At 38.4% G+C, this 20579-nt stretch carries 22 protein-coding genes, 1 tRNA gene and 1 other annotated feature; of the genes, 4 read left to right on the top strand and 19 right to left on the bottom strand.

Annotated features, from left to right (window positions below):
- Positions 1-130: 130 nt before the first annotated feature.
- From IGI79_RS04035 to rplU, 11 genes are all read right to left on the bottom strand, one after another.
- On the bottom strand, positions 131-1195 hold the full coding sequence (locus IGI79_RS04035) for a M24 family metallopeptidase (RefSeq protein WP_104776846.1): 1065 nt from the start codon (positions 1193-1195) through the stop codon (positions 131-133).
- A 152-nt stretch (positions 1196-1347) separates the two neighbouring features.
- A complete protein-coding gene (locus IGI79_RS04030) occupies positions 1348-1593 on the bottom strand; it encodes a GlsB/YeaQ/YmgE family stress response membrane protein (RefSeq protein ID WP_010736004.1) in 246 nt (81 codons plus the stop codon).
- A gap of 77 nt (positions 1594-1670) precedes the next feature.
- Complete coding sequence (locus tag IGI79_RS04025) at positions 1671-2045, bottom strand: DUF956 family protein (protein WP_019724013.1); 375 nt, start codon at positions 2043-2045, stop codon at positions 1671-1673.
- Between the two features lie 315 nt (positions 2046-2360).
- Positions 2361-3275, bottom strand: coding sequence for a PTS system mannose/fructose/sorbose family transporter subunit IID (locus IGI79_RS04020; protein WP_019724014.1), 915 nt, complete (start codon positions 3273-3275; stop codon positions 2361-2363).
- Positions 3276-3291: 16 nt separating this feature from the next.
- Positions 3292-4098, bottom strand: coding sequence for a PTS mannose/fructose/sorbose transporter subunit IIC (locus IGI79_RS04015; protein WP_010736007.1), 807 nt, complete (start codon positions 4096-4098; stop codon positions 3292-3294).
- A 32-nt stretch (positions 4099-4130) separates the two neighbouring features.
- A complete protein-coding gene (locus tag IGI79_RS04010) occupies positions 4131-5102 on the bottom strand; it encodes a mannose/fructose/sorbose PTS transporter subunit IIA (protein WP_010736008.1) in 972 nt (323 codons plus the stop codon).
- 100 nt (positions 5103-5202) lie between these two features.
- On the bottom strand, positions 5203-5694 hold the full coding sequence (locus tag IGI79_RS04005) for a mannose/fructose/sorbose PTS transporter subunit IIB (RefSeq protein ID WP_019724015.1): 492 nt from the start codon (positions 5692-5694) through the stop codon (positions 5203-5205).
- A 163-nt stretch (positions 5695-5857) separates the two neighbouring features.
- Complete coding sequence (locus IGI79_RS04000) at positions 5858-8713, bottom strand: sigma-54-dependent transcriptional regulator (RefSeq protein WP_195273374.1); 2856 nt, start codon at positions 8711-8713, stop codon at positions 5858-5860.
- 380 nt (positions 8714-9093) lie between these two features.
- Positions 9094-9387 (bottom strand): 50S ribosomal protein L27, encoded by a 294-nt coding sequence (gene rpmA, locus IGI79_RS03995; RefSeq protein WP_010736011.1) that lies wholly within the window; start codon positions 9385-9387, stop codon positions 9094-9096.
- A 12-nt stretch (positions 9388-9399) separates the two neighbouring features.
- Complete coding sequence (locus IGI79_RS03990) at positions 9400-9744, bottom strand: ribosomal-processing cysteine protease Prp (protein WP_010736012.1); 345 nt, start codon at positions 9742-9744, stop codon at positions 9400-9402.
- A gap of 28 nt (positions 9745-9772) precedes the next feature.
- Complete coding sequence (gene rplU, locus IGI79_RS03985) at positions 9773-10081, bottom strand: 50S ribosomal protein L21 (RefSeq protein ID WP_019723824.1); 309 nt, start codon at positions 10079-10081, stop codon at positions 9773-9775.
- 20 nt (positions 10082-10101) lie between these two features.
- Positions 10102-10181 (bottom strand) — a sequence feature (ribosomal protein L21 leader region).
- Positions 10182-10308: 127 nt separating this feature from the next.
- Here rplU and IGI79_RS03980 point away from each other — a divergent pair.
- A complete protein-coding gene (locus tag IGI79_RS03980; RefSeq protein ID WP_438845719.1) occupies positions 10309-10953 on the top strand; it encodes a uracil-DNA glycosylase in 645 nt (214 codons plus the stop codon).
- Positions 10954-11023: 70 nt separating this feature from the next.
- Here IGI79_RS03980 and IGI79_RS03975 read toward each other — a convergent pair whose 3' ends face one another.
- The 4 genes from IGI79_RS03975 to IGI79_RS03960 form a co-directional block, all read right to left on the bottom strand.
- Complete coding sequence (locus tag IGI79_RS03975) at positions 11024-11398, bottom strand: MerR family transcriptional regulator (RefSeq protein ID WP_065096685.1); 375 nt, start codon at positions 11396-11398, stop codon at positions 11024-11026.
- 84 nt (positions 11399-11482) lie between these two features.
- A complete protein-coding gene (locus IGI79_RS03970) occupies positions 11483-13117 on the bottom strand; it encodes a SulP family inorganic anion transporter (RefSeq protein WP_065096686.1) in 1635 nt (544 codons plus the stop codon).
- Positions 13118-13241: 124 nt separating this feature from the next.
- Positions 13242-13601, bottom strand: a complete 360-nt coding sequence (locus tag IGI79_RS03965) for a DUF1304 domain-containing protein (protein WP_010736017.1) — start codon at positions 13599-13601, stop codon at positions 13242-13244.
- Positions 13602-13884: 283 nt separating this feature from the next.
- A complete protein-coding gene (locus IGI79_RS03960) occupies positions 13885-14490 on the bottom strand; it encodes a GNAT family N-acetyltransferase (protein WP_065096687.1) in 606 nt (201 codons plus the stop codon).
- Positions 14491-14636: 146 nt separating this feature from the next.
- On the opposite strand from IGI79_RS03960, the gene IGI79_RS03955 reads away from it, so the two are divergent.
- On the top strand, positions 14637-15173 hold the full coding sequence (locus IGI79_RS03955; RefSeq protein WP_065096688.1) for a TetR/AcrR family transcriptional regulator: 537 nt from the start codon (positions 14637-14639) through the stop codon (positions 15171-15173).
- Positions 15174-15244: 71 nt separating this feature from the next.
- On the opposite strand, the gene IGI79_RS03950 is transcribed toward IGI79_RS03955, so the two are convergent.
- Positions 15245-15595, bottom strand: coding sequence for a hypothetical protein (locus tag IGI79_RS03950; RefSeq protein ID WP_065096689.1), 351 nt, complete (start codon positions 15593-15595; stop codon positions 15245-15247).
- Between the two features lie 373 nt (positions 15596-15968).
- Here IGI79_RS03950 and IGI79_RS03945 point away from each other — a divergent pair, with 373 nt between their 5' ends.
- Positions 15969-16658, top strand: coding sequence for a CPBP family glutamic-type intramembrane protease (locus tag IGI79_RS03945; protein WP_181265233.1), 690 nt, complete (start codon positions 15969-15971; stop codon positions 16656-16658).
- Positions 16659-16774: 116 nt separating this feature from the next.
- Here the strand turns inward: IGI79_RS03945 and IGI79_RS03940 are convergent.
- The 3 genes from IGI79_RS03940 to IGI79_RS03930 all read right to left on the bottom strand — a co-directional run bounded on the left by IGI79_RS03940 (position 16775) and on the right by IGI79_RS03930 (position 18475).
- Positions 16775-16848: transfer RNA gene (locus tag IGI79_RS03940), tRNA-Arg, on the bottom strand.
- Between the two features lie 333 nt (positions 16849-17181).
- Complete coding sequence (locus IGI79_RS03935; RefSeq protein ID WP_010736023.1) at positions 17182-17865, bottom strand: O-methyltransferase; 684 nt, start codon at positions 17863-17865, stop codon at positions 17182-17184.
- A gap of 82 nt (positions 17866-17947) precedes the next feature.
- Positions 17948-18475 (bottom strand): signal peptidase I, encoded by a 528-nt coding sequence (locus IGI79_RS03930; RefSeq protein ID WP_023519280.1) that lies wholly within the window; start codon positions 18473-18475, stop codon positions 17948-17950.
- A 201-nt stretch (positions 18476-18676) separates the two neighbouring features.
- Here IGI79_RS03930 and IGI79_RS03925 point away from each other — a divergent pair, with 201 nt between their 5' ends.
- Positions 18677-20509 carry a hypothetical protein gene (locus IGI79_RS03925; protein WP_195475895.1) on the top strand — a complete coding sequence of 611 codons (1833 nt, stop codon included), beginning with the start codon at positions 18677-18679 and terminating at the stop codon, positions 20507-20509.
- Positions 20510-20579 lie beyond the last annotated feature (70 nt).

Here is a 20579-nt window from a genome sequence, read left to right as displayed (position 1 = left end):
ATCAGTCATGCGTGAAAAAACGCGCCGTTTACAATCGCTTGATTTCTCTTATAGTGTATCATTAAATGAGCCCATTTTCTATAACAAAGTCTGAGTTTTGACATTTACATTTATTGAAAAACGCTGATTATCACAAAATGATCAATTCTTTTGGTGAGTGAGTCAATACCCGGTTTCCTTCAGCAGTGATCAATAAGTCATCTTCGATTCGGACGCCACCGATTCCTGGTAAGTAGATTCCTGGTTCATCCGTAATGACATTGCCCACAACAAATGGTTTCTCTGCTCGCGCAGATACATTAGGACCTTCATGGATCTCTAAACCGATACCATGGCCAGTGGAGTGTCCAAATGCTTCTCCATAGCCGTATTTGCTGATGTAGTCTCTTGCTACTGCATCCAGTTGGATACCTGTCACTCCAGGTTTCGCTGCTTCTAGAACTGCCAATTGGGCATCTAAAACGATTTGATAGATTTCTTTCAATTGTTCTCCAGGATCGCCGATTGCAAACGTACGTGTCATGTCAGAAACGTATCCTTCATAGTAACAACCAAAATCGATCGTGATCAAATCACCTTGTTCAATGATCTTTTGGCTAGCCACTCCGTGTGGCATTGCTGAACGAACACCACTTGCCACGATGGTTTCAAAAGACACACCTGATGCACCTAGTGAACGCATATAGAAATCTAATTGATTCGCGACCTCGATCTCTGTCATCCCTGGTTGGATCATTTTAAGGATATGATCATAAGCCATATCAGCGATGCTACAAGCTTTTTCAATGATCACTAATTCATCTTCATCTTTTACTTCCCGTAATTCTTCGATCATGTCAGAAACTGGGATCAACTCTGCATCCAGTAATTCTTCCAATACTGAATACTCTAAAAATGAAACTGTACGTTCTTCAAATGCTAGATTCTTCAATCCTTCTTTTCGAGTCAAATCAGCGACTTCCTCAAAAATCGGCGCGACATTTTTGATGATCTCAAAACCTTGCGCTTGCGCAGCTGCTTGTTCTGTATAACGGAAGTCCGTAATAAAGAAGGCTTTCTCTAATGTGATGACCGCTAACCCAGTCGTTCCTGTAAAATTAGTCAAATAGCGGAGATTGTAAGGACTTGTCACTAAAAATGAATCTAGATTCGCTTCTCGCATTTTTTTGCGTAACTTTTCTACTCGTAACATCATGTGTAAATTCCTTCTTTCTTTGCACTCTTTTTATCATTATAGCAAACTTTCTTTTTTAAAGGCATAGGAAAGATAAATTCCTTCAATAGAAACGAACAAAGCGTTTTGACTTGAGCTTTCCCCTCAAGTCAAAACGCTTTAGACTTTCATTTCTAAGATCTTTTACCAAAGAAAAATGAAACAACTGCAACTAAAATCACTGCCCCTAAAATAGATGGAATAAGTGCCATACCAGCAGCGCTTGGTCCCCAGTTGCCAAAAATCGCTTGACCGATCGTTGAACCAATCAAACCAGCAATAATATTTGTGATGCATCCCATTGAATTTCCTTTACTTGTGATTGCTCCAGCAATCGCTCCAATGATTGCACCAACAATCAATGTCCATAACCAACTCATCGTATAACCTCCCTCTTTACTCTTTAATTTTATCATAAGAAATAAATAGCAGGCAAACGATGAGGGCTAACTACAGATCATTTACGCTTGAAAATACCGATCACGCCTCGTTTGACTACGTCAACTAAACTTAACGAGCGGACCATGTGACTAGGATCGACATACTTTCTAACTGCTCGCAAAACTTCTTTAGGATGCTTTGCAGAAAATGAATAAGTTCCGTTTTTCTTTGTGCGAATCGCAAAACGTGGAATCCATTTTCCTTTGAACATCACTGAGGCAATCACGACATCTACCTCTTCCCATGGGATCTGGACGAATTTCCGCGCATCACGATCATTGTAAAATTCAAAACCTTTATCACCAATCATGATCTTCCCATATTCTGCCACACCTAGATAAGATGTCGCATTCATCGTTAAGTCAACTTTTGTATTCAGGGATTGTACCATTTCAAGCACTCCATTTCTAATCAATCTAAAGTTACAGTACTTAGAAGTCGTACCGTTTCAATGATTTGGCTATTCGTTCAGCTTAGCCATCCTTTTAATTTCACGTTTTTTACTTCTATATCAAAGACATCTTATCATAAATAGTATACCTTTTCGAGCATAGATACTATCTCCAATAAACGGTTCTCCACAATCGTCCACCATTCGATCAGAAGAAAGCTGAAGTAAAGTCTCGTCGCATTCTATGAAAAAAGCTGCAACAAAAATCAATGATTGATTTCTGTCACAGCTTATTTAGTCTTTTATTGCCTTAGATTACATTAATCCGATCAAGTGGAAAACGATACCCACTACGAATAATCCAAGAATGATAACGATTGGTGAAACTTTTTTCTTCAATAACCACATACAGAACAATGTTAGTAACAACGCAGCTAATCCAGGGATCAAGCTGTCTAAGTTGTCTTGTAATGTTGTTACTTTGTAGTCAGATAGAGAAAGTCCAGCTGCTTGTTGTTCCAACGCACTCTTGATACCTTCTGCACCTGCAGGTAAACTACTCCAATCAATGTACGCACCTTCGTCAAGTTTAACGCTTGATACTACTGGCGCAAAGCCGATTGATACCCAACGGTTAACTAATGAACCTAAGATGAACATACCTAAGATCGAAGCACCTTTAGTGATGTCTTGCAACAAACCACCAGATAAATCTTCTGTGATTTTAGAACCCGCTTTATAGCCGAATTCTTGTGTGTACCACATAAATGCCATACGGATGATATTCCAAGCGACGAAATAAATGATTGGACCTAAGATATTTCCAGCCATCGCTAGAGAAGCAGCTAGAGCTCCAAGGATTGGTCTTACTGTAAACCAGAAGACTGGATCACCGATACCAGCTAAAGGTCCCATCATACCAACCTTAACCCCTTGAATCGCCACATCATCAACAGGTGCGCCATTTGCACGTTCTTCTTCCAGTGCAAGAGTCACCCCTAGAATTGGTGAAGCAACATATGGGTGAGTGTTGAAGAACTCTAAATGACGAGTCAACGCAGCCGCACGGTCTTCTTTTGTTTTATATAATTTTTTGATCGCTGGGATCATTGAGAATGCCCAACCACCATTTTGCATACGTTCGTAGTTCCATGATCCTTGAAGGAAAGTCGAACGCAACCAAACAGAAATACGATCTTTTTTAGATAATTGAATTCTTTCTTCTGCCATTTCGTGAACGCCTCCTTTAATAGTTATCGATGATATCGCCTAGTGGGTCACCAGTGTTTGAGCTTCCGCCGTTACCTGAACCACCTTGTTTAGAAAGTGCCAAGTAAATAAGAGCTAAAGCAACACCGATTGCGCCTAGACCGATAAGAGTGATTTCTGATACAGTTGCCAATACAAAACCGATTGCAAAGAATGGCCATACTTCTTTTGTAGCCATCATGTTGATAACCATTGCGTAACCTACGGCAACGACCATTCCACCACCGATAGCTAAACCGTCTGTCAACCAAACAGGCATAGATTCAAGCAAGCTTCTTACTGGACCTTCACCAATAGCTAAGATCAAACCAGCAGGGATCGCAATACGAACACCTTGCATACAAATTGCAACAATATGCCATAATTCAACTTTTCTAAAGTTACCATCTTTTGCAGCAGCATCCATCAAATGAACAAACGCTGTCGCAATCGTACGACAAATGATTGTTAATAATAAACCAGCAACAGCAAGTGGCACAGCAATCGCGATTGCTGAAGAAACGCCGGCTGAACCTTGACCACCTAAAACTAAAATAATTGCAGATGCAACAGATGCTAATGCAGCATCGGGAGCGACAGCGGCACCGATATTTGCCCAACCTAAAGCGATCATTTGTAATGTACCACCTAAGATAAGACAAGGAACTAGATTTCCAGTTACTAAGCCGATCAACGTACATGCAACAACTGGTTGATGGAATTGAAATTCATCAAGAATTCCTTCCATACCAGCTAAAAATGCAACGATGATGACTAAGATCACTTGAATAATATTTAAATCCATGATAGTAATCCTCCATTTTTTCTGATAATTAATTAAGCACGATTTTTTAGTTCTTCTTGCGCTTTTTTCAAAATTTCATCCATGTTTCCTTTAGAGTCATTCGGTACTTTACGTACATCGAATTTCACGCCAGATTCTTTCAATTTATTGAATGAATCAATATCGTCTTGACTGAAAGCAAGTACTTTGTTCGGTTGTACTTTACCTGGAGAATGTGCCATTGATCCGACGTTCACTGTTTCTAATGGTACGCCACCTTCAACTGCACGCACGACATCTTGAGGATTTTCAAACAATAGCAATGCGCGTTGTCCGCCAAAGTGTTGATCATCTTTTGCAAGTTTGATCATTTGTTCAACTGGTACAACGTGTGCTTTTACACCAGGAGGTGCAGCTTGTTGGATCAATTTTTTACGTAACTCATCTTTTGCTACAGCATCAGATACAACGATGATCCGTGTTGGATTTGTTGTTTTTGTCCAAGCAGTTGCTACTTGTCCATGCAACAAACGTGAATCAATACGTGCTAAAACATAAGTGAACTTACCAGGTGTTCCTGAAGGTGCAGCTTCTTGTGCCGCAGCTTTTGTTTCTACTACTGGTTCTAATTCTTCCGGTTTGACTTTCACGCCTTCTTTTGCTGTTTCAATGATATGAGCAGCAATTTCATGTGCTGATTCCATTGAAAAACGTGAAGCATATGCTTCGATCAGCATAGGCAAGTTCAAACCACTTACGATTGCCCACTTATCTTTGTGTTCTTCAAATAATGTGTTTGATTGATTGAACGGTGTTCCGCCCCATAAATCAACTAAGAATAAGACTTCGTCTTGGTTATCGAAGGAAGCGACTGCTTCTTCTAATTTGGCTCTCAAGTCATCTGGACCTTCACTCGGTTGTAAAACAACAGCTTTGACGTTTTCTTGTTCGCCAAAGATCATTGAACCCGACTGTAAGATTCCTTCAGCAAATTGCCCATGACTTGCTAGGATAATCCCTACCATATTTATACCTCCTACTTCTTTTTGTTGTAACAAAATCAAAAATAAAAATAAGTGCTTGCCTTTTACAACAGATACATTTGACCGTTACGCAACAACAATTTTATGCTTTCTTGGCTTTGGTCAGTAATTCCATTAAAAAGATTTTCCGATCAGCGGGTACCTTCCGAATCTCCAACTCCACACCTTGACCATCCAAAAAATGAAAGGCTTCGATATCTCGTTGATCGACGGACACAAAATTTGTGATCATGGTCTTCCCTTCAGAAAAACTCATTCCCCCGATATTTAGAGAATCAATTCGGATACCACTTCGGACAATTTTCTCAACGTCTTTAGGATTAGTAAATAAAAGCATCACTTTCGTTCGCGCTAAGAGTCCACTCTCAAAGATCTGGATCATCTTTTCAACAGTGATGACATTTGCCATGATCCCTGGTGGAGCAGCTTCTTTTAAAAGAAACTTTCTTAACTTGTCTTTCGCTACTACGTCACTTATGACGATGATACGTTCAACGCCAGTCAATTTAGACCAGACAGTTGCAACTTGCCCATGGATCAAACGATCATCTATACGTGCTAATCGAATATCCATTCGTAAATCTCCTTTTTATTAAATCACTACTCAAAACATCTTCCCACTTCTGTCGGAAGCATTTCCGTTAAGCACACTTTATTAAAAGCAAGAACCGTGCCAACTTTTTAAAGATACACTGCTTTATTTAATGGTTTCTTATACAATACACAAAAACGATACACTATTTTAGTGTATCGTTTTTGTGTATATCTTCATTAGTGTATTCTTTTTTCTCCAAATGGTTAGTGATCATTTTCAATAGATAATACACTTCTTCTAACGGAAACTTCACTTTGATCTTTTCTTCTAAATCATTTAGTGGCTCAACAATTTTAACATAGAGCGGATCGTTTTTAATCGAACGATTATCTTGATTTTCTAAAGAGAGCGGTTCATTTAAGATGACACGCTCAATCATTCCCGCCGCATGTAGAACAAGGTTGATCATAAATCCGTATTCTTTTACATCAATGCTTGCTGAATCCATTAACCCATCTGCAAATTTCCAGAGAGGATCGATTAACTTTTCTCCATTGATAAATGTAAAATTATCTGCGATAAATGACACACATGTACTTTTGGCTGTTTCTTCATTTAATAAAACATCTTCGGTTTCATCTAACTCTGATTCTAACAGTAATTGATCTAAAATCACCTCAATGTTTTGATCAATAAATCTTTCCAAAGGAATGAATGGTGCATCGATATGTGGGTCCGTGATCCCAGTTGTCGCAATGATTTGATAATTTTTTTGGATATTTGGTAGCTTAGTTTTCAAATCAACGATGGACAAAGCAATTACTTCCAATTGAGCTTCTTGTCTTTTACTGACTGCACGCTCGATCAACGATTTGATTCGTTGTGCTGTTCCCTCTCCTGAGGCACAGATCGCCACTACGGCCTTTCGTTGTTTGTCGTCCGCTTCTGCAACATTTCCACTTGAGACTTCAGCATACCCTCGGAAATTCTTCAAGGATTCATATAGCAAGTCAAGATCTGTTCCCAGCACCGACACTTTACGTACTGTTTCTAAAACTAAAGAAGTCGTGACCATATCGACTGTTCGGACAGGGATACCCGTATCTTGCTGTATCTGAGCATTGAAGGACGCAAGCGAACCCATGTCCACCAGAAGAATCGTTCCACTCCCCTCATCTACTTCTTGCACACTACGCTCAATCCGACTTAAAGCAGTTTTAGGGTCCATGTCTAGTGGCATATCCACTGCCCGGACGTTATCCGCATCTAGCAACTGTTGAACCACTTGCACCATACTGCTTGCGGTACTATTGCCATGTGCAGCCACAACGACCCCGATCCGACCACTTGCTTGATTGGCTCGTAATGAAACAAGTAATACAGTCAAATAGTAATCTTCACTTTCTGGGATCTCCACTTGGAAATACATTTCGATATGTTTCCGTACTTCTTTCGCCAGTGCGTATTCCTCAGGAAAATCAATGGCCATTTCTCGGATATTATCATTTGTATGCCGCTCTTCTCCTAAATGGATTCGTTTTAGAAAAGAACTGATATGCAGACTCATCGCATAAATAAAATTTTGTTGAAACTCATATGGTAAAGATTGCTTGACCATCATATAAATCTGATTCGTTACTTCAATGATTTTAGGATCGACAAACTCTGCTAACTTATTGTCTGCATTAAATGAAAATCCATGATCTTTGTAGAATGACTTTAAATGGATATTGATATCCGTTGAGATAAAATGATTGATGGCTTCTTGGTCCAATCCGTCTGACTTCAGCAATGCTGCTTTATCGCCAATAATATCGTATAAATTGTAAGGTAACTCATAAGAGTCCGCTTGTAACTGCATCACATCATCGTTCGGATAAACCGTGATTTTTGGATCAAGAATCTTAGATAACTCTGCCATCTCTTTCCGATTACTTGCCAATTGGATCAACCCACTACGAATCCCTTCCGTCAAATCATCGATCGTGATCGATATTTCAGGTTTATTCATGTGATTCAAAAATCCACGCGCACAAACTAATTGGATATTCGACTTCAACTGTCCAATGTTTCCATAAGTAACACTGCCTATTAGCGCTTTCACAACATCTTCTGTTAAAGAAATTTTTCTTTGCGTACGATTCGCTTCGTGAGCGATCATGATTTTGACTAAATCGATTTTTTCATTCGCTGGACGTCGGTCAAAAGCAGGCAACTTGATATTGATCGGAATACGGCGTACAAATGTCTCAAGTAATGCCGAACCTGGATCTTCAGTCGTTGCACCGACGATTCGAACATTCGCTTCATGAGATTTCGTTGTTTCGCCCAATCGACTATAGGTACCATGGTCCATAAAGTAAAAAATCATTTCTTGTCCTTCGGGTGGTAGTCGATGAATTTCATCCAAAAAAAGCATCCCGCCATCCGCTTGATCTATGATTCCCATTTTTTCTTCTTCCGCACCTGTAAACGCACCTTTGACATACCCGAAAAGATGACTCATCAGTAATTCAGGGTTGTTAGCATAGTCCGCACAGTTAAAGACGATCAACTCTGTGTCTTCTTCCACCACATGGTTGGTTTTAGCAAAATGAAACATCGCATGAGCAAAATAAGTCTTTCCAGAACCAGTCGGACCAGTGATCAAACAGTTCAACCCTCTGGGAGGATACAAAATGGCAGCTTTTGCTTGTTCCACTGAATTTTTCATACTACCATTGGCGCCAATGATTTTGGCAAAAATATCTTTTGTATCTACTTGAAGACTCGGTTTTTTCACGTGAGTCAATTCTTCTTTATAACTAGGTACATATTTGGATAATGGTTTCTCAATGGTCGGTCTTTCTTGATAGACATACCGAACTGGACGACCATCCATTTTCTTTAGTTTTCCTTCACGTACTAATTTATTGAGATCTTTACTACTATTGGTACGTTGAATACCCAAAACTTCCGCGATCTCTTGGGTCGTTACACCTTGATCGTTTTCATCTATAGATAAATGAGCGGTCTTTTCTTTGACATACGTATAAATTCGGTCAATTCGTTTTGCCAATATTTTCGCCCCTCTTCTCTTGTCCTTAAAACCTAATACTATTGATTTAATCACTATTCGTCAACTATTTATATCAAAAAAGAAAACAAGACACGCTTAAAATAAAAAAGAACATTCGTTGTTTATTTATTAAGCAATTTAGACAAGTCTAAACGTGTACTATTTTTTCAGATAACAGATAACGATTATCTCTTTTTTACTTTGCGCGATATCTTTTTCCAGTTAGAACTAGCGAAAATAGTAAACCAACTATTTTTACAGCCAATCATTCTCCTAACGCAAAAAAAGCCTGACTCTGTTTGAGCCGGAAATCATTATTGATTCAGAAAAAATGAAAAAACTCTATTCCTCGCTAGGCAAGGAATAGAGCCAACTGTTCATTAAGCTTCTTGAGCTACTGGATAAACAGACACTTGTTTTTTGTCGCGGCCTTTACGTTCAAAACGAACAACACCGTCAACTTTAGCAAATAAAGTGTCATCTCCACCAATACCTACGTTCACACCTGGATAAATTTTTGTTCCGCGTTGGCGGTAAAGAATTGATCCACCTGTAACTGTTTGTCCGTCAGCACGTTTTGCACCTAGACGTTTTGATTCTGAGTCACGGCCGTTAGATGTAGAACCGCCACCTTTTTTGTGGGCGAATAATTGTAGATTCATTGTTAACAACATGGTCTGCACCTCCTATTTATCATTAATTGTTTTTGTTTGGATATATTCTGGGTTTTCAGCTTCGATCGATTGTAAACCTAATAGGAGATTCTCCAATAAGATTTCCGCAATATTGTTTTGCTCTTGTGTCAATCGTGAAATTACTTCGACGTACAAATAGCCGCCTTCTTCTTCATTCATGTCAACAATCGGTTCAAAACCAGCTAATGATGAAATCCCATTGACAGTGCTGATCGCTAAGGCAGAAACACCTGCACAAACGATATCACTTCCGTAAGGACCGGCATCAGCGTGCCCAGTCAAAGTAAATGAAACGATTTGACCAGCGTCATTTCGTTTAAAAGTCCCTTTGATCATTGTTTAGGCCTTCTTTCTCAAACGCAGATTAAGCGTTGATCGCGTCGATAACCACTTTTGTGTATGGTTGACGGTGACCTTGTTTACGGTGTGAGTGTTTTTTAGGTTTGTATTTGAAAGTAACGACTTTCTTTTGTTTGCCGTGTTTTTCAACTGTACCTTCAACTGTTGCACCAGAAACGGTTGGAGCGCCTACTTTCGTAGTTTCGCCACCTACTAAAATAACTTCGTCAAATACAACCTTTTCGCCTGCTTCAACGTCAAGTTTTTCGATGTAGATTGTTTGTCCAACTTCAACTTTTACTTGTTTACCACCTGTTTTAATAATTGCGTACATGCTTTAAAGCACCTCCTTATTTTCATACTTAGACTCGCCATCCAGAGTGACAGGGTGTCCTGCACTTAATCAAACTCATTCTGTGCGGTTGTAGCTGTGGAGACCACAATTACAACATTACTAGAATAACAAATCCTACTATAATAGTCAACAACTTTTTTATTTTGCCAATCATTCGTCAATTGAACGATTTCTTTCTATAATGGACAAGAATAGGAGTTGATACTATGGATTACCCAAAACATTTGATTGACGAAGCAACTCGGCGTATTCAAGGACACCGTGTGGAAGGATTTGTCGCTGGGCAAGGTCCTATCCGACCCAAATTGATGTTAGTTGGCGAAGCCCCTGGTAAAACAGAAATTGAGAATCACATTCCATTTAGCGGTCAAGCTGGCAAAGAGTTGATGAACGCACTAAAATCAGTCGGTTTATCTCGAGATGAAGTGTATATTACTAGCGCTGTCAGAAGCCGTCCTTATCGAATCGTCCAACGCATTAATGGACGGACAAAAAAAAAGGAGATCGTTTATCCGAATCGAACGCCCAGTAAAACGGAAGTTTTTGCTCATGCACCAATCTTAGATTACGAACTGCAACATATACAGCCCTCTTTGATTGCCACACTAGGCAATATTGGGCTACAACGTTTATTAGGTAACGGCTATACGATTTCAAAAAATCATGGAAAACTGTATACCGGACCAGTCTTAGAGTTGAATCCACAGCATGATACTTATCAATTTTCCACTAAACAGTATCGTGTTCTTCCCCTCTTCCACCCAGCGGCCATTTTTTATAATCGAACACTGACAGAAACGATTTTAGAAGATTGGCAAGAACTTGGAAAAATACTTGCTGAAAAAAAGTAAAAGCAACAAAATAACCAACCAGTCTTTCAAATCATGATCGATTGGTTGGTTATTGGTTTTAGCGACTAAATCAAACTAAGATTGGATCTCCTTTGACCAAATCTTGGTTATAACGCGCGATTTTCTTTTGGAGACGTTCCTGACAAGCTTGCATCTCTGCAATTTTTTTTGCCAATTGTTCACTTTCTTTCATAAGAAGATCCCTACGAGCAAGGATTGTTTCATCACCCGCGCTATATAAACGAATATATTCCGTCAAAGATTCAATCGATAAACCCGCACTACGCATACATAAGGTGAAATCGACCCAACGTAAATCTTCTTCCGTATAGTCTCGGATACCTCCGTTTGTTCGGTTCACCGGTGGGATCAAACCGATTCGTTCATAGTAGCGTAACGTATCCGCAGAGATTCCTTTTTCTTCACTCACTTGTTTGATATTCATCCATTCCTACCTCCCGAACGTCTATAAACTTATTTTACCTTAGAACAGGCGGCAGCCACAATTTTTTTTTAGCGAATCCACTGACTATATTTCACTGTCTAACATATATTGTTTGTGTAAAGAGGTCAGCGCATGAGCCACCGTCAGATGTTGTTCTGTCTTTTGTTTTTCCCAAAGATGTTGCAATTGCTTTTCCACTTCTGGTTGTAACGAGGTGTAAATAATCGTTTGTTCTTTCATAGCAGCTTTTTCTTGAAATTCTTCAAATAAACTTTGCGCCGTCAAATCAATACTTGGCACCCCGCGCATTGAAAAAATGATTCCTTCTTTATCTGCTAATTCTGTTAACGTCGCTTTCAATCGTTCGGCGGACATGAAGAATAAAGGACCACTGATATAAACAACTGCCCAATTATCCAACTTTTTCGTTTCCGGTAAGCTCATTCGCTGCCAGTCGATTTCCTCCACTGAGATCGTGATGGCTGCACTCTTAACAATAAAAAATACACACCCACTAATAATTCCTATAACGATTGCAATACTTAGATCAAAAATCACTGTACACCCCATTGTCAAGAAAAATAGAAGAAGCGCTGACCAGTATCTTTTAGCGAATAGTTCTTTGATCGTTTCCCATTCATTCATACGCCAAGCAGTGACGATCAATACACCTGCTAATGCTGGCATCGGAATGTTCGACATGATTGGTGCAAAAATAAGCATGGATAGAAACAATACGATTGCATGGATCATTCCAGCTACTCTGGTTTGAGCACCGGATTTGATTGCGACACTCGTTCGAGCAATGGCTGCTGTAGCTGGAATCCCACCAAAAAATGGTAACAGTAGATTACCAATTCCTTGTGCGACCAACTCCTGATTACTATCTAACTGACGATTCGCCATTCGGCCTGCCGAAGCACCACACAACAAACTTTCGATCATACCTAACAGTGCAATGCTGATTGCTGGTACAATCACTGTTTGGATCGCTGACAAACTAAAATCACCAAGTACCAAACGATTACTACTGAACAACGTTTGGGGAATTTCCCCTACGGTCGCAATTGGCCAATCAACGATCATCATCAATGCAGTTGTGAGGATGATTGCCAACAATGAGCTTGGGATCTTTTGCCCCCATTTTTTGGGATAAACCAACATCCCAATAATGACCAAACTTCCCATTAAAATCGTTGGAAAGGAAATTTCAAAGCCTAAGTTTTGATAACTAGCCAATTTTTCCATCACATTGGCCCCTTCTGAATGAACACCGAATAAATTATCGATCTGACCTAAAGCAATAATGATTGCAATACCAGAGGTAAACCCTGTGATGACAGGTGCAGGGATAAATGAAGTCAGCGTTCCTAATCGTAAGACACCTGCAGCGAGTAAAAGAACTCCAGCCAAAAAAGTAGCCAGTAAGACGCCTTGCATTCCTTGTTTTGCGGCAATCGACATCAAGATTGCTGCCATCGCGCCAGTAGGACCAGAAATCTGATAGAACCCACCAGATAAACCACCAATGACTAGACCAGCAATTACAGCAGTGATCAGACCAGCAGCTGCGTCTGCCCCACTTGAAACACCGAAAGCTAAAGCGAGTGGCAAAGCAACCGCCGCGACTGTAATACCTGCCAATAAATCTTTTTGAAATACTGAAAGATTATAACCAGAAAATTCTTTTTTCAATAAACCAATATAATTCTTTAACAACACTACTACCCCATTTTCATAAAAAATTGATAAAATGCACGTTACAGGATAGCATATTTTGTTGATTAAAGTAAGTTTTTTCACAAACTTTCATAATTTTTTTCAGCAGTTATTCTTTTATATTCTAAAAGAATAACGTAATGAGTGCAATCGCTGCTAACCCACCTTGTTTGACGATGATCAAGCGATCACTAGTAAAGCTACCATAAGCCGCCACCAGCAAAATATAGATCAATAATAGCCCCGTGATTTCTTTTGGTGCATTTGAAAAATAAGCGCCGTACACCAATGCTACACCAAGTAACCCATTATAGATCCCTTGATTCTTAAATAAAGTCTGTACGGACTGACGTCCTAATTCTTCCTTCGGCATGTTGAAGACTCGACTAGTTGTTGCAGATTCCGTCGCAAAAGTTTCAATATACATGATATAAAGAAATTCCAAGGCAACAAGTGTAACTAAAATTTGAGATAATAATGTCATCTGTTTTCTTCCTTTCTAAAATCGGCGATCGACCGTCTTTTTTTAGCTGGATCATTGCTATAAGTACCAAACGAAAACGATCTCTCTTTGATTATAAAGGAACTGTTGTTTTTTTTCTGTAACTTACTCTCAAAAATCAAGAGTGTAACAATACAAACAAGTGACGGGAACATTACTCCTTTTGCATATTATAAAACTGAATAAACGGCGGGAACAGAAGTAACCTCTTCGGAAATAAGACTAAACACTTCTGTCCCGACCTGTAGCAGTAGTCTTTATTTAGTCATAAGGTCGTGCTTAGTAAGTAGCAGGTCATTGATTCTCCTCCATCTAGATCGACTGGTTGGCGACCAAAAATGGTAAATCCTTTTTTTAAGTAAAATTGGTAGTTGCAGTTAGAGTCTGTATAGAGAAATATTCGCTTATTTTTATAGCGTCTCTCTATTTCTTCTAACAAGCGTGAACCAATCCGCTTACCCATCAATGTGGGATCAACAGCGAAATAAGTGACTTCGCCTTCTGGATGAGTGGATGCAAATTCATGATACATTGTTTGATTGGCTTGGTCATAAGTTCCTATCGCCTCTCGATATCCGGTCAATCCCATCAATTTTTCTGCTACGTTGACAAACAAGCGTCTCCCCCATCCAACAGGAACTTTTGTTTCCCCATCGAAGCGAGCAAAAAGAAAGCCGACAAATTGACCGTCTAGATACGCACCTAATGTGACGGTTGATTTCATCAATGCGCCTGTAAATGCATACTGACGATAGAGATAAAGTGCAATAGGATTTTCTGTATAGCTCGAAAAATTCATCCCTTGTGCTGCAAATTCACTTGCTTTGTTTAAGTCTTTTCTATCAATTGAACGAATCGTTAATTTTTCCATATCCATCTACTCCTTTTGAAACAAAACTTTCTTTCTTTACGTAACTTTATTATAATTACTTAAAAAGTGACTTCCTATAGGCAATGATTCAACATCTGTCCAATAATGAACACTTAGAAAGATACTGTCTAAAAAAGGAGATACAAATGGATCGTCGAAGCAAAAGAACGAAGTACGCAATCAAACAAGCCTTTTTAGATTTAACGAAAGAAAAACCCATCAATAAAATCACGATTGCGGAGCTTTCACAACAAGCAGATATCGGGAGAGGGACGTTTTATACTCACTATGAGGATATCTATGATTTGCGTTCAAAAATCATTGAAGAATCGATTTGTACACTGACAGATATCTTCGATCAAACTTACCCCAACAAAGAGCAATATGACTTTCGCCGATTCGTCCATACTTTAGTCAATCATGTAGATGAGAACAAAGCTGTTTTTCACTTTTTCTTCAATGATTTCATGGATGATGAACTCTCTGTCCAACTTACGCAGATCCTGATAAAAAGAATCATGGACGAAGAACAATTAGATATGAAAGATATCAAAATTAAAGTAGAGGTTCTTTTTTCTATTTCCGGCACTACCAGTGTCCTGACTGAGTGGATCAATGGAAATCTAAACGTGGAGAAAGAAGAATTGATTGCTATTTTAGATGACATCATCACACGGTTTTAATAAAAAAGAAGAACGACTATGCAACGACAATATCGTTGCTAGTGTTCTTCTTTTTTTCGTAAGTGATATCCTTACTCGAGTTGCATCAAAAATTCTCTTTGTTCATCACCTAAAGGGATGATTTTTTTGATGATTCGAAACCGCCAATGTTTACTGCCAGTGGAAAAACGCCAGATAACTGATAAACCGCCACCTAATGTTACTTGTTCCTCTTCGATCGCTGTGCGTTCATACGTGAGATGATCAATAACCTTCGTTTGAAAAAAATTCAAAAATAAAATCGTCACTTTGGTCTCATCGATCAATAAAATCACTTTACTACTGATACTGTCCAAACTCTGAGATTCCGCTAAACAGCGAAGCATTCCTGATGTTCGATACGGACTTGTTAAACGATCCATCCATTTTTTGGTGATTAACATAAGCGCTCCCCTTTATCCTCTCTTGAAATACACCCATTCGATTTTCGATCTAAGGAACATCAGTCCTTATTAATCGTCCAGTTGATGTTGTTACTTTATTTTATCATAGATATCTACTTTCCCTATATTGATCCAAATGAAAAAACTTCAAAAAAAATAGGTAATGATTAAAAAGATCTTTTTTTCCTTTTGATAAGCAAATTATTCTATTGTCAAAAAAGGCTAATTTACTGAGTACTCGTATTCATTCCATTTTTATCTACTTATGATGTCTCTAATCAAACGCTAAAAATGACAGCAAATTATTTCTCGATATTCCATCTCAATGTTACAATCGCCCTTTGTTGATTTTATTTATAGGAGGAGTTATTTAATGTTCGCAATGTTTAAAACTGTCAAATTCAATCTGTGGCGGTCACTCTTAGCACTCATTATTTTAATTTTTGCTGATTGGGGAATGATGACATCTTATCCGATCTTCTCAGGTAGGTTAGATTGGACCTTTTTACCTATAGGGGGAGCGCTTGCTTTAATCATACTGATTGGTTGGAACAACACAAACACTTTATTCAAAAAACTCAATAAGAGAGATTGGCGTTGGATTGCTTTTATCCTTATCCTTGGTTCACTACTTTCAGATATTTTTATCTTGACTGGAAAACTGCTGAATCAAACCATGGCCGCAAATGCTGGTGGAGATAACTGGTACGAAGGGTTAAACGTTGGTGGAATAATTCTATATTTATCACAGCTTAGCGTGAGCCTGATTGGAGAAGAACTTTATATTGCTGCGATTTTTGTTTTGATCTTTCTTTTACTTTCTACATTTATGCGTACTAAATTTTCTATTTGGGGCGCTAGTACGATTTCTCTATTGGTTTTTGGTCTCAGCCATTATGCCGTATACGATGGAAATCTCTATCAATGTATTTTTGTTATTGGTTTGGCTCATGCCCCTTCTCTCTATGCCTGGTTAAAAACACAAAACTTATTGATCCCTATGCTTGCGCATATCTTATATGATTTGATTTTACTTTTTATCATTTTACTTTTTGGAATTTGAACCATCGATTGTTTATCCGATCAAGTTAACACCCTCAACGCTCAGCGATGAATCAATCTTATTTAGCACAAGAGACAAAAAAACCGCTAGAAACAAAAGTTTCTAACGGTTTTTTACGTCACAGGAGGGATTCGAACCCCCGACCGTCCGCTTAGAAGGCGGATGCTCTATCCAGCTGAGCTACTATGACAGCTTTAGCGGAACAAAAATAATTATAGATAAATTGAAAGCTTATGTCAATACAAAATAGTTATTTTATGAAACAAAAATTTTTATCGTACTTTTTTCTTACAGATTTTACTATAAAAATACAGCCACGATTTTCATATTATAATTTTTTGCTACGATCGACTTGTCATTTTAACATAGAACATGAAAGTCTGTTTCGTTCAACATAGTAAGGCAGAACTTGATTGGATAGATTTCCTACTTTCAACTTCTGCCTTGCTATCAATGAAATTGACTTAGCTACTCGCTTAGCTTAGCTAGCATTCTTTTGAATCTTTACTAAAAAATCTGGCAATTATAAGTCGATTGTTTCTGCCTCTTTCGTGATCAAAATCACACCATCACCCAAAGGTAACAACGTAGAGGTCAAATCCGGATGTTCCATGACCACGCGTAGAAATTCATTCAATTTACGATGGATCGCTCGTTTTCCTCTTGGGATCTCTTCATCTGACAGAAGAATCGTCCCTCCTTGAAAAATATCATCAACCATCAAGACGCCGCCTTTTTTCAATACACGAAGGCATTCAGGCAAGAATTCGATATATTTTGATTTTGCACTATCCATAAATATAAAGTCATACGGACCTGTCAATGTTGGCAAAATATCAGCCGCTTGGCCTTCTAATAATGTCACTCGATCCGTCATCTCTAAACGCTCATACGTTGCTTTCGCTTTTCTGATCATCACGTCAAAGCGATCGATCGTCGTCACATGACCTTCTTTTCCAATGACTTGTGCCATCAAACTAGAGGAAAAACCAATCGCAGCTCCAATTTCAAGCACTTCTTTTGGTTTGATCTGTCCTAATAAAAACTGCAAAAAGACGACCGTCTCATGAGGAATGATCGGCACTTCCGCCGCATGTGCTTCCTCTTCAACTTTCCCCAATTCTCCAGTTAACTGTTTTTGTTTTGTCCGCATAAAATCCAATAACTCTTCTTTTACAACGGGACGATGCATCATTTCATTACGCATACTTCCCCTCCTCTTCCAAACATTATACGAAGAAACCTATCTTTCGACAAGAGGGAGAAGCTGGTAAATAAAAATATGATTATTACATGTCAGAAAAAAAATCAGTTTCTTTCTCTCGACGTTGTTTCAGCTCAAGGTAGGTATGCCAAGCTGTAATGGAGGACAAGCACACAGCGATTCCTAGGAATACCCATTTCATCCAATTGAACGCATGCCGTGAGAACAATAACCCTATGTACGGGATCTTGAATATAGGCGTGCCAATAATATTACGATCTCGTACTGCTTCAACTTCGATTTGCGTTTTTCCATCAGCTTTCGTGTAAAAATACTGGTGTTGATCTTCAATAGCAACGACCCTTCTTGTCACGATATGTTTACCTGAATTTTCATAGTAGGTGATCACATCTCCAACTAAAATCGTATCTGTCTTTCTTTTCTGTACATAGATCAGACTTCCTTCTGCATAAGACGATGCCATCGCTTGATCATCAATGATATGCGGTGTCAGCCCAAATACTCGAGGGAGTAGCACGACACACAAAATGATTGCTAAAAGAACCACTAACGAAATCGAACTGAAAAAAGTTATTTTTTTATAGATAGGCACATTGAACCTCCTTAAAAAACATTTTATTAAATCTATAATATAATAACGAAATTTTTTTGACAATATTAATACTCAGTTTGAGGATTCTCTATAAAAAAATAAACAAGCAAACAAAAAAAACGATAAAAATAGCTAAAAATTGACTGTTAAATGAAAAAAGTTTACTCTGGAATTAGATAATTGATTAAAGGAGATTTGTCTATGGTTCTTTTTAATAACAGACTTAATAAAATTATACCATTCTCTATGAAAATCAAATGGAGCGTACTTATTATATTTGCATCGTTATTTATAATAAGTATCGCTTATTTTTTTCATTACCTCTTCACGCCAATCGACAATAAACAAATGTCTCAGATTGATGATTCATGGGTCTATTATTCCGAGCACGATCCTTATTTTCAGTTCGACAGTAACCATATCGACTACATGCCGTCCATCGACAAGAATGAACCATTTATAATGGAAACTACTCTACATAAAGAATTGGCGGATGCCAATCTCTTGATCAAAGGCAATCATCAATGGTTAAGTGTCTCATTAGATGACACGCTACTCTACAGTCGCTCCAAAGAAAGCGCACGAAACAATCCTGGATTGTCTTTATCGATCATCGATCTACCAGAGCCCTATGTAGGCAAGACGTTGAAAATCGTTGTTTCCTCGCCTTATCAAAATTATGCTGGTCTAACACCCAAAGTTTATTTGGGGACCACCAGTCCAATGATCAGCTTCATTTTTTCACAATCGATCCCACAAGTCATCGCGATGATCTTGGCTTTCGTTATCGCCATCGGATTGTTGATCTGGACTAGCTATATTCTCTACAGGCATAATAGATTAGATCGTTCATTATTGATTTTGAGCCTATTTTCTTTCGTGCTTGGATTTGAATCGATTTCGGAAGATATCTTGAGCGGTGTTCTTTTTGAACCAATCGTACATTCGATTTTTTCACACTTATTTGCAATCTTGACTTCTATACTGATTATTTTTTACTATCAGTCCAAAATGACAAACTATCAGAAATGGTATGGTTATTTCTGCTATTTCCAAACATTTGTTTTTGCCAACATCTTACTTTATGCATTATTTTCAGATTTTGAATTACCTGAATTGATGCCCTTTGCTAGTGTTGTTAGTGTTGTAAGCACTCTAGTTACTTCTATAGCAAGTATCGGTGAAGCATATAAACAAAATCGTTTTTTCACTGTATGTAGTCCTTGGATCGTTTTGATCGCTATCTTTCATTGTATGTTTTATATTCAAACTGCCTTAGGGATTGGGCATTCGATCATCAACTGGTCCACGCTCTTATTTGTGATTCTCCTGATTGTTATTGTCGGGTACAATATCATGGAGAATATCATGAAAATCGATAGTTATCATAAAGAACGTCTTTTCTTACAAACTAAAACAGATCTGATCGAAACACATTATGCAAAAATCCAAGCACAGATCCAACAAATCGATCAAGCAAAAAATGACTTTGTTGTACAAATGGAAGAACTGAGTCAATTGATTGATACAAATGAACAAGCCGAAGTGAAAACTTACTTAAAACGCATCGTAGACGAAACAAGACGATTGGATTTGTCTCTTTTTCCGACAGGTCACCAACTAACAAATTTGATTTTGGCTAGATATCAAGAAGTCGCTGCTAAAAAGAATATCAAGGTTGATTTTCACACCCACATCCCAGCTTCTTTACCGATCCATGATGAAGATTTCACACAATTACTCATCCATATTTTAGAGCATTCGTTTCGCGAAACACAAGCCATTGAAAATCCTTTGCATCGAGAAATCTATTTATCGATCCAAGAAATCAATTCTCACATCCAGATCCACTGTGAGCACAGTACACACTATGAGAAAAATATTTTTTCCAAACATGTGACAGAAGAATTGATACGACAGGAACAGTATGACTTGATGATGATCCAGACCACGCTCGACAAATACAGCAGCACCTTGGTCCAAGAAAAAGATAAGTGGGTCGATCGCTTAAAAATCAATATATCTCCTGGCTAAATAAAGACCTTCAAAATCAGTCAACAGACTGTTTTTGAAGGCCTTTATGTTATCTTACAGATTTGTCGGG

The organism is Enterococcus sp. AZ084 (genome assembly GCF_051714905.1).
Taxonomy (GTDB): domain Bacteria; phylum Bacillota; class Bacilli; order Lactobacillales; family Enterococcaceae; genus Enterococcus_B; species Enterococcus_B pernyi.
Note: the sequence above shows the minus strand (reverse complement) of the source record. Positions and strands in the feature narration are given on the sequence as shown.

Coding starts and splice junctions, on each gene's coding strand:
- IGI79_RS04015 (WP_010736007.1), bottom strand. CDS start 4,098: ATGGATTTAAATATTATTCAAGTGATCTTAGTCATCATCGTTGCATTT.
- IGI79_RS04025 (WP_019724013.1), bottom strand. CDS start 2,045: ATGGTACAATCCCTGAATACAAAAGTTGACTTAACGATGAATGCGACA.
- IGI79_RS03955 (WP_065096688.1), top strand. CDS start 14,637: ATGGATCGTCGAAGCAAAAGAACGAAGTACGCAATCAAACAAGCCTTT.
- IGI79_RS03925 (WP_195475895.1), top strand. CDS start 18,677: ATGGTTCTTTTTAATAACAGACTTAATAAAATTATACCATTCTCTATG.
- IGI79_RS03990 (WP_010736012.1), bottom strand. CDS start 9,744: ATGATCAAAGGGACTTTTAAACGAAATGACGCTGGTCAAATCGTTTCA.
- rpmA (WP_010736011.1), bottom strand. CDS start 9,387: ATGTTGTTAACAATGAATCTACAATTATTCGCCCACAAAAAAGGTGGC.
- IGI79_RS04010 (WP_010736008.1), bottom strand. CDS start 5,102: ATGGTAGGGATTATCCTAGCAAGTCATGGGCAATTTGCTGAAGGAATC.
- IGI79_RS03945 (WP_181265233.1), top strand. CDS start 15,969: ATGTTCGCAATGTTTAAAACTGTCAAATTCAATCTGTGGCGGTCACTC.
- IGI79_RS03960 (WP_065096687.1), bottom strand. CDS start 14,490: ATGGAAAAATTAACGATTCGTTCAATTGATAGAAAAGACTTAAACAAA.
- IGI79_RS03965 (WP_010736017.1), bottom strand. CDS start 13,601: ATGACATTATTATCTCAAATTTTAGTTACACTTGTTGCCTTGGAATTT.
- IGI79_RS03975 (WP_065096685.1), bottom strand. CDS start 11,398: ATGAATATCAAACAAGTGAGTGAAGAAAAAGGAATCTCTGCGGATACG.
- IGI79_RS04020 (WP_019724014.1), bottom strand. CDS start 3,275: ATGGCAGAAGAAAGAATTCAATTATCTAAAAAAGATCGTATTTCTGTT.
- IGI79_RS03935 (WP_010736023.1), bottom strand. CDS start 17,865: ATGCGTAATGAAATGATGCATCGTCCCGTTGTAAAAGAAGAGTTATTG.
- IGI79_RS03980 (WP_438845719.1), top strand. CDS start 10,309: ATGGATTACCCAAAACATTTGATTGACGAAGCAACTCGGCGTATTCAA.
- rplU (WP_019723824.1), bottom strand. CDS start 10,081: ATGTACGCAATTATTAAAACAGGTGGTAAACAAGTAAAAGTTGAAGTT.
- IGI79_RS04005 (WP_019724015.1), bottom strand. CDS start 5,694: ATGGATATTCGATTAGCACGTATAGATGATCGTTTGATCCATGGGCAA.
- IGI79_RS04030 (WP_010736004.1), bottom strand. CDS start 1,593: ATGAGTTGGTTATGGACATTGATTGTTGGTGCAATCATTGGAGCGATT.
- IGI79_RS03950 (WP_065096689.1), bottom strand. CDS start 15,595: ATGTTAATCACCAAAAAATGGATGGATCGTTTAACAAGTCCGTATCGA.
- IGI79_RS04035 (WP_104776846.1), bottom strand. CDS start 1,195: ATGATGTTACGAGTAGAAAAGTTACGCAAAAAAATGCGAGAAGCGAAT.